The sequence below is a fragment of the Duganella fentianensis genome (assembly GCF_964031615.1).
GTDB classification, from domain to species: domain Bacteria; phylum Pseudomonadota; class Gammaproteobacteria; order Burkholderiales; family Burkholderiaceae_D; genus Rugamonas; species Rugamonas fentianensis_A.
The window spans coordinates 367,044-380,052 of the sequence record NZ_CAXIQN010000014.1 but is presented as its reverse complement, the minus strand read 5'-3'; the positions used below and the strand labels follow the sequence as shown (position 1 = coordinate 380,052).

The 13,009-nt window shown below is 57.8% G+C and carries 13 protein-coding genes, 2 tRNA genes and 1 riboswitch; of the genes, 4 read left to right on the top strand and 11 right to left on the bottom strand.

Annotated elements, in window-relative coordinates:
- The 11 genes from ABNT42_RS11500 to ABNT42_RS11450 all read right to left on the bottom strand — a co-directional run bounded on the left by ABNT42_RS11500 (position 1) and on the right by ABNT42_RS11450 (position 9,157).
- Positions 1-2,499, bottom strand: coding sequence for a GTPase (locus ABNT42_RS11500; RefSeq protein WP_348697055.1), 2,499 nt, complete (start codon positions 2,497-2,499; stop codon positions 1-3).
- Positions 2,500-2,861: 362 nt separating this feature from the next.
- Positions 2,862-2,937, bottom strand: a tRNA-Lys gene (locus ABNT42_RS11495).
- Positions 2,938-2,948: 11 nt separating this feature from the next.
- Positions 2,949-3,024, bottom strand: a tRNA-Lys gene (locus tag ABNT42_RS11490).
- Positions 3,025-3,080: 56 nt separating this feature from the next.
- Positions 3,081-3,836, bottom strand: coding sequence for a tol-pal system protein YbgF (gene ybgF / locus ABNT42_RS11485; protein WP_348697053.1), 756 nt, complete (start codon positions 3,834-3,836; stop codon positions 3,081-3,083).
- A gap of 107 nt (positions 3,837-3,943) precedes the next feature.
- Positions 3,944-4,477 carry a peptidoglycan-associated lipoprotein Pal gene (gene pal / locus ABNT42_RS11480; protein ID WP_348697052.1) on the bottom strand — a complete coding sequence of 178 codons (534 nt, stop codon included), beginning with the start codon at positions 4,475-4,477 and terminating at the stop codon, positions 3,944-3,946.
- A 25-nt stretch (positions 4,478-4,502) separates the two neighbouring features.
- A complete protein-coding gene (gene tolB, locus ABNT42_RS11475; RefSeq protein ID WP_348697050.1) occupies positions 4,503-5,783 on the bottom strand; it encodes a Tol-Pal system beta propeller repeat protein TolB in 1,281 nt (426 codons plus the stop codon).
- Positions 5,783-6,694: a cell envelope integrity protein TolA gene (gene tolA, locus ABNT42_RS11470; RefSeq protein WP_348697048.1), complete on the bottom strand. Its 912-nt coding sequence runs from the start codon at positions 6,692-6,694 to the stop codon at positions 5,783-5,785. The genes tolB and tolA overlap by 1 nt, the downstream gene beginning before the upstream one ends.
- 12 nt (positions 6,695-6,706) lie before the next feature.
- Positions 6,707-7,144 carry an ExbD/TolR family protein gene (locus tag ABNT42_RS11465; RefSeq protein ID WP_348697046.1) on the bottom strand — a complete coding sequence of 146 codons (438 nt, stop codon included), beginning with the start codon at positions 7,142-7,144 and terminating at the stop codon, positions 6,707-6,709.
- A gap of 13 nt (positions 7,145-7,157) precedes the next feature.
- Positions 7,158-7,850: a protein TolQ gene (gene tolQ / locus ABNT42_RS11460; RefSeq protein WP_348697044.1), complete on the bottom strand. Its 693-nt coding sequence runs from the start codon at positions 7,848-7,850 to the stop codon at positions 7,158-7,160.
- A gap of 6 nt (positions 7,851-7,856) precedes the next feature.
- Entirely contained in the window at positions 7,857-8,279 is a 423-nt protein-coding gene (ybgC, locus tag ABNT42_RS11455; protein ID WP_348697043.1) for a tol-pal system-associated acyl-CoA thioesterase, read from the bottom strand.
- Between the two features lie 128 nt (positions 8,280-8,407).
- Positions 8,408-9,157, bottom strand: coding sequence for an SDR family oxidoreductase (locus ABNT42_RS11450; RefSeq protein ID WP_348697042.1), 750 nt, complete (start codon positions 9,155-9,157; stop codon positions 8,408-8,410).
- 176 nt (positions 9,158-9,333) lie between these two features.
- Positions 9,334-9,457: riboswitch (ZMP/ZTP riboswitch) on the top strand.
- Between the two features lie 96 nt (positions 9,458-9,553).
- Here ABNT42_RS11450 and glyA point away from each other — a divergent pair.
- The 4 genes from glyA to ABNT42_RS11430 all read left to right on the top strand — a co-directional run bounded on the left by glyA (position 9,554) and on the right by ABNT42_RS11430 (position 12,992).
- Entirely contained in the window at positions 9,554-10,801 is a 1,248-nt protein-coding gene (glyA, locus tag ABNT42_RS11445) for a serine hydroxymethyltransferase (protein WP_348697040.1), read from the top strand.
- A 56-nt stretch (positions 10,802-10,857) separates the two neighbouring features.
- Positions 10,858-11,328 carry a transcriptional regulator NrdR gene (gene nrdR / locus ABNT42_RS11440; RefSeq protein ID WP_161034735.1) on the top strand — a complete coding sequence of 157 codons (471 nt, stop codon included), beginning with the start codon at positions 10,858-10,860 and terminating at the stop codon, positions 11,326-11,328.
- A gap of 114 nt (positions 11,329-11,442) precedes the next feature.
- Positions 11,443-12,030 (top strand): type IV pilus modification protein PilV, encoded by a 588-nt coding sequence (pilV, locus tag ABNT42_RS11435; RefSeq protein ID WP_348697038.1) that lies wholly within the window; start codon positions 11,443-11,445, stop codon positions 12,028-12,030.
- A 47-nt stretch (positions 12,031-12,077) separates the two neighbouring features.
- On the top strand, positions 12,078-12,992 hold the full coding sequence (locus ABNT42_RS11430) for a PilW family protein (RefSeq protein WP_348697036.1): 915 nt from the start codon (positions 12,078-12,080) through the stop codon (positions 12,990-12,992).
- Positions 12,993-13,009: the final 17 nt, after the last annotated feature.

Here is a 13,009-nt window from a genome sequence, read left to right as displayed (position 1 = left end):
TTAGATATCTGCTTTCTGAAGAGTGATCTTTTCCTGGATGATTGGCTCAACAATGCCCAGATTCTTTGGCGCGCGAAGCTTGGGTGTCGGGACGATGTCGATTCGTTCGCCTACTTTGCGGCGAACTGCGCTGATTTGATTTCGAACAGCCTGCGCCGACGATTCGGACGGTGCTTTGCCCGCAAAGTCGATCACGCGGGCTGCAAAGTGGATGTTCAGGATGTCCCGTTGTGCCTCCAATAGTTCTACGCCGTGCGTCAAAGTCTTGCCAACAAAAGCGAGGCCTTCGGCCGATACACGGAAGTAGTCCTGGACCACGGTCGCGCCGTCCTGACATTGCTCTTGGAACTGTTTGATGGCGGCGCCGACGATCTTTTCCTGCTGTTTCTCGATCTGCGTTTCAAGGCTGGTGGAGATCTTTGCTACTGCCTTACGCCGCTTACTGGCCTTGGACTCGAAGAGAGAGGCAAGCATCCCGATGATCGCTACACCTGCCATGACCCAACCTCCAGGATTCCATAAGTTAGCCAGAGCCATCACACCCAAGCCCAGTGAGGCAAGCCCGCTGCCCCATTGCAGCGTCTTCTGTAACCAAACGCTCGAATCCTGTTCATCCAGCTTTCCGGCGGCGAAGGAGAATTTGCGATGCAAGTTTATTTCTTGACTTACTTCTTCCAGTAAGTCTTTGATATCGTTCGAAAATGCATTTACCGCGTTTTCCTGAATTGCCTGAATCTTCTGTTCCATGCCAAAGCGTTCCAACTTTTCCGCCCATGAGTCGTTCAGGCGGCTTTCGGAGTCGTCCCAATGGTCCTCCGCAAAGTCCGGAACTTCATGTAGCAGGGCGGCGAACACTGCACGTAGGTCATGCTCCAGTTGGCGCGCGTGAAACTCAACCGCTTTTTCCAGTCGCACTGTACTCTCGTCGGCACGCGTGTGGATATTCTTTGCGAAGTCCAGATAAAACGCAGCGCGTTCTTTCAACTGCTGGCTCGGCCGCTCAATGTCGGCGACGGTGCTGCCTAACAGGTTCTGACTGCGCCGTAGAAGGCCCTCGTCCAGCAGCGACAACCGAACCGAGTCGAGGAAGTCCTGCAGGCGACTGGCTTTCATCAGCGCTTGAGCATGCTCGTGCTCTGGCTGCTGTTGTGCAATTTGTGCAGCTAGTAATTGCACTGGAATAATGGGGAAATGGGAGGTGCCATAATAAGTTTCAGCGTCGCGGCGAATGCGGTCTATATGGCCACCCAGTTGATCCTTGTCCAGTGAAAAGGATTGGTCGGGACGCTCCAAGAAGCGCTTGAGGCGAACCGGATGCTCAAGGTTTTCCTTGACGTTCAGCAGTACTAGCAGCGGCTTGCCCTTTTCGCGCAAACGCTTGAGGAACTCGAACTCCGACGCCTGCTGATTGTTGTTGGTCACCACGAAGCAAATCAGATCGGCTTCGTCGATGATGCTTGCAGCGACTTTTTCGAGTTCCTCGCCGCCAGGCGTTGCAATGCCAGGCGTATCGATGATGCGGATATTATGCCATTCGTACACGCGATTGAGGCGGGTAGTGTTCTGGCGGCCAACGCCGATCTGATCCCATCCGCCGGCTGTGACAACGGCATGTAGCGTGCTCTTGCCGGCCTTGCTGCGGCCCATGAAGGCGATGGTGTAGAAGTTCATCGCGCGTCGCTTCTTGATCTGCAGTTCCTGTATTTCCTGCAGTTCATGGTTGATCAGGTGTACGATGGTCGCACGGTCGGACTTCATCGAGTGCAGGGCCTCGCGGCCTGACTGCGCTAACTTGTCACCCAACGCGTCCTGCATTTCTTTGATTTTGCGCTCTAGGGTAGCATCGATGTCCTGCAATACTTTAGTGCTTACCTGCAAACAAGTATCGGCAACCTCGATGTCCTTCATTCCCACGTCGCGGCAGGCTTCAATCGCGCCGTCGTATTTGGGGCCGGAGAGCAGGGCTTCAATGCGGTAGTCCTGGATGCTCTTCTTGATGGTGCCGGATGCCAGCGTGTCGACGACCCTGTCGACAATGCCGCGACCGAGCAGAGTATCGAGTTTACTGAGCAGTTTGGCGGCCGTCGATACTTCCTCTTGCGGCACTGTTTGCAGGCTAGCGATCAGTCGTTGCGCTTCCTGTATCGCGAGCTGTTCGATATGCTTGTAAGCGCTGTCCGCAATCTGCCATTTTTGCCGGAGTTCGTCCAGCAAACGCTGCTCGGTCCTATCCAGCACGCCATCGAGTTGTGCTGCTAGCGCAGCCAGGGACAGTGCCTGCGTACGATTATCCGGTGTGATCGCGTGAATCACGCTTTGCAGTGTCAGATGCTGGTCAGCCTGAGCTAAGATTAGTTCGGCAGCCTCCTTCGTGGCATCGTCAACTCCCACGTTGTTAGCGAGCGTCTTCAGGAATAGCAATTCCTGTTGGTGCAACTGACCGTCAATGCAAATCATATGCGCGGCCAAGAGATAAGGGTAGTTCAATGCCGCACTCATTCATTCCTCAGTTGTGTTGTCTAATCGGCGTGGAAGTGACGAAAAGTCACAATCACTAGAATGATAGCAAGTTGAATCATGGAAAAAATCACACTTTCTCACTTATATTTAGTGTGCCATGCTTATTCAATCGCAAAAGTCACCAACGGTAGCCTTTTATCAATTGCGTTAGGGTGGGGGCGTGCTTCGCTTGCACACACGCGACGCATGTTTTCTGGCACTGCTTTTGCTGGCTGGAGGGGTGATGATGGTTTGTTGATTCTTGGATCTGTTGCGACGTGCGCCACTTTAAGAGTGACTGGATAGCGACCTAAAACAAAAAAGCCCACAAACCGGAGCTTGTGAGCTTTTTTGATGAATCTTGGTAGGCCGTGCGGGATTCGAACCTGCGACCAACGGATTAAAAGTCCGCTGCTCTACCAGCTGAGCTAACGACCCAAGGGCTTCGGTGGTAGGCCGTGCGGGATTCGAACCTGCGACCAACGGATTAAAAGTCCGCTGCTCTACCAGCTGAGCTAACGACCCCCGAAGAAGCAAGATTATGGAGGAATTTAACTGTTCTGTCAAATGCCTCCGAGTAATTATTTACCGTTTAGCTGATTTTTTGCGGCAACTGCTGCGGCCGAGTCAGGATAGGTCTTGATCAGGTCCTGCAACGTCTTCTTGGCAGCCTTGTCTTTGAGCTCGATCTGGCAGCTGGCGATGTTCAGCATCGCGTCCGGCGCCTTCGGGCTGTCCGGATAGTTCTTCAGTACCAGCAGCTGGGCGTTGATGGCGCTCTTGCAGTCGCGCTGGGCGTAGTATGCGCTGCCCAGATAGTACTGGGCGTTGGCCGCATAGCTGGAACCGGGATAGCGCAGCACGAAGTCGGAGAAGGCTGTGCCGGCCGCCTTGTAGTCGCCGGCTTTGAAGATCTGCATGGCGGCTTCGAAATTCTTCTGCTCGGATGGATCGACCTGGGCCGATTTGCCGTCGATCACCACTTCGCGTGGTTCCAGCTTGCGCAGGCGGTTGTCGAGGTCGACGTAGAAGTCTTTCTGGCGCTTCTGGGCGGTGGCGATTTCATTGGCCAGCACTTCGATCTGGCCGCGCAGCTTGGCCACTTCCTGCAGCGTCAGTTCGTTCTGGCTGACCAGATCGAGCGTGCTGGACTTGTCGGATTTGGTGTCGATGCGGGCGTTCAGTTCGCTGCGCATGGCTTCTACCTTGGCGCGCAGGTCGAGCAGCGCGCGGCGCGCTTCGTCGTCGTCGAACAGGCCGGCGTGGGCTTGCAGCGGCAGCCAGGTCAGTGCAGCCAGCAGGGCGGCGCTCAGGCCGGATTTGGAGAATTTCTTCATGTCGGGCACTTTCACACTCTTCTAAAAGGAAAACGGGGCAGCGAACGGTAATTCCGTCGGCTGCCCCGTATTATGCCTGTCACCCGGCAAAAGGGTAGTGCTTTTGATTACTTGTAGACGATGTCGGCGCGACGGTTCTGTGCCCACGCTTCTTCGTTCGAGCCCGATGCCTTAGGCTTTTCCTTGCCCAGCGAGACGGCTTCGATCTGGCCTTCGGCCACGCCCAGCGTGGTCATGGCTTTACGTACGGCTTCGGCACGTTTTTGACCCAGCGCCAGATTGTATTCGGCGCCGCCGCGTTCGTCGGTGTTACCTTGAATCAGGATGGAACGACCCTTGTTTTTGCCAAGATAGGCCGAGTGGTTTTCTACCACTGGCTTGCCGTCTTCACGCACCACGTAGCTGTCGAAGTCGAAGTACACGCTGCGGTTAGCCAGCACGCCTTTTGGATCGTCCAGCGGATCCAGCGATTTGGTTTCTACTGGTGCCACGGTACGGGTGTCGGCTGCTGGGGCAGTTTTCTGTTCGACCTGACGCTCGACGACAGGTGCCGGATCGCTGATTTTGACGCCGCTGCTCGAGCAGGCCGACAGGATGGCGGCGCTGGTGAGGACGAAAGCTAAGCTGCTGATTTTACGCATGGAGTGCTCCTAGATGGATAAGTAATTACTGCATGAACGGGCCCCAGGTGGGCTCCTTGATATTGCCCGCCTGAGTGGTCAGGCGTTGTTTTACACGTCCGTCTACCGATACCACAGCCAGCGACTTGCGGCCACCTGCCTGGGTGGCGTACATGATGTAGCGGCCGTTCGGCGCGAAGCTCGGGTATTGGTCGTCGGTGCTGTCAGACAGGCGCTGTTCCTGACCAGTGGCCAGGTCCAGAGTGTAAAGCTGGAAGTTGCCATCGCGGCGGGAGATGTAGGCTAGCGTCTTGCCGTCGGCCGAGATGCGCGGGCTGATGTTGTAGTTGCCGCTGAAGGTGATACGTTTCGGGTCGCTGCCATCCACGCCCATGCGATAAATCTGCGGGCCGCCGCTGCGGTCGCTCATGAAGTAGATGCTGTTGCCGTCTGGCGAGAACTGGGCTTCCGAGTCGATGCCGTTGCTGTTCGAGACGCGGCGCAGATTGCTGCCGTCGGCGTTCACCGTGTAGATCTGGGTGTGGCCATCTTTGGACAGCGATACGGCCAGCTTGTTACCGGCGGGCGACCAGGCCGGCGAAGAGTTACTGCCTTTTTCATTGGCCACCACGGTGCGGGCACGGGTGATCAGGTTCTGGATGTACACCACTGGCTTTTTCTGCTCGAACGAGACATACGCCACTTTGGTGCCGTCCGGCGACCACGATGGGGAAATGATAGGTTCGTTGGAGCGCAGTGCCATCTGTTCGTCTTCACCGTCGGCATCGGCCACCAGCAGTTCGTAGTGGCGCTTGTCGTATTCCTTGACGTAGGAAATACGGGTGGAGAAGGCGCCGCGTACGCCGGTCAGCTTGAGGAAGATATCGTCGGCGATGGTGTGGGCGGTCAAACGGGTGTATTGCGGCGCGCGCGACAGACCCAGTTGCGACAGTTCCGTTTGCTTGACGGTATCCAGCAGTTTGTAACGCACTTCGTAATCGCCGCTGGCCGCTTTGGCCACGGTGCCGATCACGAGAGCGTCGGCGCCCTTGGCTTTCCAGCCGGCGTAATCGATGTTGCTCATGCTGGTGATGACGCCAGCATCGATCAGTTTGAAGGCGCCGCTGCGTTCCAGGTCAGCCTTGATGATGGCGGAAATCTGCTGGGGAGCAATGGCTTCGTCGGCGAAACCGGCCACGGCTACGGGGATCTGGTTGCTGCCGACGCCGGAAATTTCGATGCGCATCTGCGCCTGAGCCGTACCGCACAGGGCCAAAGTCAGACCGGCAGCCAGCCATACCTGATTGAGTTTTTTCATGGTGTACATCAGTGCATATCCTTCATATTGAAATCGGCGACAAATTCGCGCTCTACCGTACCATCTTTTTTCTTGGGTAGTGGGGACGATTTGGCAATCGCGTTCTCGATTGCACTATCGTAAGCAGCCGAGCCGCTGCTCTTCATCTTGCGCACGCCGATGATTTCACCGGTAGGTAACTGGGTAATCTGGTAGGTGGCACTGAGCGTATCGTCTACCGTACCGTAAATCAGGTTGCTCTTGATCTTGGCGCGGATCGCTGCCTGATAACCGCCGTCGACGCGGCCGCCAGTGGATTTCTCGGCCGTGCCGGTGCTGCCTTTGGCGGCATTGCCGGTAATGCGGCTCATCTCCGCAGCAAACGCTTTCTCTTTGGCGGCTTTCTCCGCTTTCTCGGCTTTTTCCTTGGCCAGCTTGTCAGCCGCAGCTTTTTTCTTGTCCTTGTCAGCCTGTTCCTTGGCTTCTTTGGCTTTCTGTTCGGCTTCCTTCTTCTCGGCCAGTTTCTTGGCTTCCAGCTTGGCCAGCTTTTCGTCCGCTTCTTTCTTCAGCTTGGCCTGTTTGGCCGCTTCCAGCTTTTCCTGCTCCAGCTTCTGCTTGGCTTTCAGACGTTCGAGCGCGATGTCCGGTTCTTTCGGCGTCGGTGGCGCCGGGGTAGGGGTGGGCGGTGCGGCCGGGGTTTCCGGCTCCGGCTCGGGTTGGGGTTCGGGTTCCGGCGTAGGCGGGGCCGGCGGTGCTGCGTCCTGCACTTTCATGTCCCAGATTTCGGCCTGTACTTCGGTTGGCGTAGTGTTCTGCCAGCTCACGCCCACCCACAGGAATAGCAGCAGAATGGCGTGCACGGCCGCAGCCAGCACGGCAGCGCGCCAGCCTTGGGATTCGCGCGGCACCTTGTAAGGGCCGCCTGCCATTGCGGGTTTCATGTTCTGCACGGTTTATTTGGTGGACAGGCCTACGCGGCTGATGCCCATTTTCTTGGCTTCCGAAATCAGCTGGATCACGTCGTCGTACTTGCTTTCCTTGTCACCGGCGATCAGCACGGGATAGTCGGGATGATCGGTATGAATGGTGCGCAGTTTTTTGACCAGCGCATCGCGATTCGGTGCCGTTTCCGGTGCTTCTTCGTCCTTGCCTTTGATGCCGATGGACAGCGCGCCGTTCTGTTTCAGCACGATCTGCACGTAGTCGGCCGGCGGCTTGGTGGATTTTTCGGCGCTCGGCAGGTCTACCACGCTAGGGTCATTCGACGATGGCATGACCATGAAAATAATCAGCAGTACCAGCATCACGTCGATATACGGCACGACGTTGATTTCCGATTTCAGCTTGCGGCCACGGCCGCCGCGCATGCTGCTGGAGAAAGACGAAGCCATGAATGCTGCCCTCTTAACGCGACTGACGCTGCAGAATGTTGGAGAACTCTTCGACGAAAGTTTCGAAGCGGATCGCCAGACGGTCTACATCATGCGAGAAACGGTTGTACGCCACGAAAGCGGGAATCGCCGCGAACAGGCCGATGGCGGTCGCGATCAGTGCTTCGGCAATGCCGGGTGCCACAGCGGCCAGCGTCGCCTGCTGCACGTTGGCCAGACCGCGGAAAGCGTTCATGATGCCCCAGACCGTACCCAGCAGGCCAATGTAGGGGGAGACCGAACCGACCGAAGCGAGGAAGGCCAGATGCGATTCCAGTGCATCCATTTCGCGCTGGAAGGCAGCGCGCATGGCGCGGCGGGCGCCATCCAGAATCGCGCCATGGTCCATGGTTTCGCGGCTGGCGCTGTAGGCGGCCTTGCTCTTGATGAATTCACCCATACCTGCTTCGAAGATGCGGGCCAGCGGGCCGCTGCTGGCGCGGTCTTTGCCGGCGTTCTGGTGCAGAGCGTGCAGATTGCCGCCGGCCCAGAAGGTTTTTTCGAATTCGATGGTCAGACGGCGGGCCGAACGGATGGCAAACAGTTTGCTGAAAATATAGGTCCAGCTGGTCAGCGAAATAACGAACAGCAGCGCCATGATCAGCTGCACGATCAGGTGTGCATTGGCGATGAGGGACAGGAAGGAAAGGTCTTGGGTGACGTTCATGTAAGTTCAGTCTGGGCTAGCTGTTTTGACGGTACTGCGCATTTTATCGACGATCGAAGCGGGAATGGCACAGGGATTCATGTCCGTGCCGACGCAAGCCACCTTTACCTGAGCCGTATTGAGCAGCTTTTCGCCGCACCACACCTGCTGGATGAACTGGATGGAGGCGCGCCCCATTTTTTCGATCGAAAGGGTTAATTTTAGTACATCGTCGAGTTTTGCGGGGGCGTGATAATTACTAGTCACGCTTTTGACGACGAACAGGATGCCGTGTTCCTGTGCCAGCACGTGCTGTTCCACCTGCAAGGCGCGCAGCCATTCGGTGCGGGCACGCTCGTAGAATTTCAGGTAATTCGCGTAATAGACGATCCCGCCGGCGTCGGTGTCTTCGTAATAGACCCGTACGTTCCAGATAAACTCTGCTGGCATGTTTGTTTGACTACAATGAGGATGAGCAATATTTTACTATAGTAAAGCCTTTTCCCCGCCGCATGCCAAGCTTTGTAACAAGCGCTTACGTTTTGTTTAGTAACAAACTAAACCCCCGCAGCATGGCCTTACAGTTCGCGCTTGATGGCTAGCGGGCCATAGGCCTGACAGGTCGGCATCATTTCGATGCGGTTGATATTCACGTGAGGGGGCAGGGTGGCGATCCAGTAAGCGGTGTTGGCTACATCGTCGGCCGTCAGCGGCTGGGTGCCCTCGTAGACTTTGGCGGCGGCTGCGTCGTTGCCTTTCAGGCGGACATTGGAGAATTCCGTGCCGCCGCACAGGCCGGGCGCCAGATTGGTGGCGCGCACGCCCGTGCCCACCAGATCGGCACGCAGATTCAGGGTGAACTGCTCGACGAAAGCCTTGGTGGCACCGTACACATTGCCGCCCGGATAAGGCGTCTCACCGGCGACCGAGCCCAGATTGATGATGGTGCCGCTGTTGCGTGCCACCATGCCGGGCAGTATGGCGCGCGTCATGGCCACCAGACCGCTGCAGTTGGTGGCGATCATGGTATCCCAGTCGGCCAGCGAGGATTCGTGCGCCGGGGTTACGCCCAGCGCCAGACCGGCGTTATTAATCAGCACATCAATGGCCTGCCATTCGGTTGGCAGACTGGTTAGCGCTTTCTCGATCGACTGGCGGTCGGTCACATCCAGTTCCACCGGCCGGGCCAGATCGCCCAGTTCCGTCGCCAGTGCCTGCAGACGCTCGACGCGGCGGCCGCTGATCAGTACCTTGTGGCCGTTGCGGGCAAAAATGCGGGCCATGGCAGCACCGAAGCCGGCGCTAGCGCCCGTGATGAAGACGATCATGATCTGTCCTTGAGGATGAGTTAGAGGGAGGTTGGATGCAAATGCGAAGGTCGACAAAATTGTAGCCGAAATGCTTGCGCTGCCGCACTGCAGCACAAAAAACACGCATTTCATTGTCATCCTGTCAATAGCTTCCTTGCTCATTTCAGGCGCATAAATTACAATCAGGCTTCCATTACGTCTCACGTAACTGGCGAAAAGCTGCGCGACGCACCAAAATAGTGCATCATGCGTGCAGTGAAAGGTGGGGCTCCACCGGGAAACGTGAGATTTCAACAGCCGTTCGCCTGGGCAGCCATCGATGGAAAGCACGAAGAGGCTGCCTATGCGCTATTGGCGTCCCTCATTCGATCCAGCCTGCCAGTAACAAGTTACTCATTCGATTGGAGTTTTTACATGTTCGCAAAAGATCACACCCTCGCCAACGTCGATCCGGAATTGTTCGGCGCTATCCAGCACGAAAACACCCGTCAGCACGATCACATCGAACTGATCGCTTCGGAAAACTACACCTCGCCAGCCGTGATGGAAGCGCAAGGTTCCCAGCTGACCAATAAATACGCCGAAGGCTATCCGGGCAAGCGCTACTACGGCGGTTGCGAACACGTCGACGTGGTCGAGCAACTGGCCATCGACCGCGTGAAGCAGCTGTTCGGCGCCGAAGCCGCCAACGTGCAGCCTAACTCGGGCTCGCAAGCCAATCAGGGCGTGTTCTTCGCCGTGCTGAAACCGGGCGACACCATCATGGGTATGTCGCTGGCCGAAGGCGGTCACCTGACCCACGGTATGCCGCTGAACATGTCGGGCAAATGGTTCAACGTGGTGTCCTACGGTCTGACCGCTGCCGAAGACATCGACTACGATGCGATGGAAGCACTGGCCAAAGAACACAAGCCTAAGCTGATCATCGCTGGCGCATCGGCCTTCTCGAAGAAGATCGATTTCGAACGTTTCGCTGCCGTGGCCAAAGCCGTTGGCGCCTACTTCATGGTCGACATGGCGCACTACGCCGGTCTGATCGCTGCCGGTCTGTATCCTAACCCGGTGCCACACGCTGACTTCGTGACCTCGACCACGCACAAATCGCTGCGCGGCCCGCGCGGCGGCATCATCCTGATGAAGGCCGAGCACGAGAAGATCATCAACTCGGCAATCTTCCCGGGCATTCAGGGTGGCCCGCTGATGCACGTTATCGCCGGTAAGGCGGTAGCGTTCAAAGAAGCGCTGAGCCCAGAGTTCAAGACTTACCAGCAGCAGGTGGTGATCAATGCCGACGTACTGGCCAAGACCCTGATCAAGCGCGGTCTGCGCATCGTTTCGGGCGGCACCGAGTCGCACGTGATGCTGGTGGACCTGCGTCCTAAGAATCTGACCGGTAAAGAAGCCGAAGCGATTCTGGGCAGCGCACACATCACCTGCAACAAGAACGGCATCCCTAACGACCCGCAGAAGCCATTCGTGACGTCGGGTATCCGTCTGGGCAGCCCAGCCATGACCACCCGTGGTTTCGGCGCGGCAGAAGCCGAGCAGGTCGGTAACCTGATCGCCGACGTGCTGGATAATCCGCACGACGCTGCCACCATCGAGCGCGTGAAAGCTGCGGTGAAGGTACTGGCTGACAAGTTCCCTGTCTACGCCAAGTAATATCGTGGTAAGGTGGCGCTGACACGATCGGCGCCACCCACCGGAACTCCGCACCTATGAAATGTCCTTTTTGCCAGCATGAAGATACTCAGGTCCTCGATACGCGTGTATCCGAGGAGGGCGATGCCATCCGTCGGCGTCGTCGCTGTGTGAATTGCGATAAGCGTTTTACCACTTACGAACGGATCGAGCTGGTGATGCCGTACGTGGTGAAGAAAAACGGTAGCCGTACCGAATTTACCGCCGATAAGCTGCGCGCCAGTCTGATGCTGGCACTGCGCAAACGTCCCGTCGCGGCGCCTGCCGTGGATGCGGCCATTTTGTCCATCGAAGAAAAGTTGCTGACCAGCGGCCAGCGCGAGGTGGAATCGGGCTATATCGGTGAGCTGGTGATGCAGGAACTCAAACGCCTCGACAAGATCGCCTACATCCGTTTCGCTTCCGTCTACAAGAACTTCGAAGATCTGGCCGAGTTTCAGGATGCGATTGCCGAAGTGGGGCAGGAACGCAAACCGCGCAAAGCCTAGCCTGGCCTGGCCTGCAACGCTCCCAACTGGCGCACCTTTGAGGTGGCTCAGCCATCGTCTTTCTCCTGCGCGTAAGTTCTAGCATTATCGATTGCTGAAACGCGTAGGTGTGCCATGCGTGCACATTCCTCATTCGCCGGATTTTCTCTGCTCGAAGTGCTGGTGGCGCTGCTGTTGCTGGCGCTAGGCATTGTCTGTAGCGCTGCTATGCAAATCGTTGCGCAGCGTGTTAGCCATCAGGATCAGCTCTTGGGACAGGCGCAGCATCTGGCCAGCGCTTTGGCCGAGCGGATGCGTGCCAATGCTGCGGTGGCGCGCGATTCGTCAGCTGCCAACCCCTATCTGTTTGATTACGATGCTGCTGGCGCAGAACCCCCTTCTGCGCCGCCGCTGCAGTGTTTTGCCGCTGTCTGTGATGGCCTGCAACTGGCACAGTTCGACCGCTACGAAGCGCAGTGGCAGGTGTTTCATCGCTTCCCCGCTGGTCGTGTGCGGATCTGCCGCGACGAGCATCCTGTGGAGGCAGGTCGGCTGCGCTGGGATTGTGCTGGTGGCACGCTCGCACCACTAGTCATCAAGCTAGGCTGGCAAGGCAAGCTGGCCGACGGCAGGACTGCTGGCGCAGCCCCCGGCGACACCGGCGTTGCCAGCGCATCATCCGCGGCTGGCCCTGCGCTGGGACTGACAGTACGGGTGCCGTAATGACGCATTGTGAACATCATCGCTTGGCCTATGCTGGTCGCACGCTCGTGGAATTTCTGATAGCACTGAGCCTGACCCTGTTGCTGGCATTGCTGGCGACCGGTTTGCTGCTGGTGGCGGCGCACGGCTACCGCCAGCACAACGACCAGCAAGACTTGAGCGATGCGGCACAGCAAGCGCTGGCAGTGATGGCACAGGCTATCCGCCAGGCTGCCTATGTGGAATGGGATAGCAGCAGCGCACCTGTGGGCTGGATGGGTGAGACCGCCCCCGTGGCAGGCCTGGACGGGCGCAGTCTGGCGCGCAGCAGCGAAGGAATAGCTGCGCCGCTGCCCGCGGTGGCGCATGGCAGCGATGTGCTGGCACTGCGCTACGCGGGATCAGGCAGCGGTGCCACAGGCGATGGATCGAGCGTGAATTGCGCCGGCTTTGGCGTGGCCGCCCCCACCACGCTTGCCGCGCAGGGCTGGAGCATTTTCTATGTGGCGCTGGATGCGGCGGGTGTGGCGGAATTGCGCTGCAAATACCGCTCGGCTTCGGGCTGGGGCAGTGATGCACTGGTGCGTGGTGTCGAATCGTTTCAGGTGCTGTATGGCGTGAATACCGATGTTCCTGCGGATGGTGTGCCGAATGGCTATTTCAATGCCACAGCGCTGGAGCAGTTTGATGCAGCGCTGGTGCTGGAAGGCGCGAATCCGGCGCAGCGCTGGCAGGACCTGCAGCGCAAGACTTACTGGAAGCGCGTTGGCGCCATCCGTGTTGCCTTGCTGCTGAGGGGCGAAGTTGCAACGCGCGCCGACACGGGCAGTCGGCAGTTTGACCTGTTCGGCGCTCGCTATGCCGATGCGCATACCGAGGACGAAGGTGTGCGTATCGACGAACGCAGGATGCCGCAAGCGCAGCGACGACGAACGCGGGTGATGCTGGAGACGACCATTGCCTTGCGCAATACGCGGAGCTAGCGATGCGGCGCGGGCGG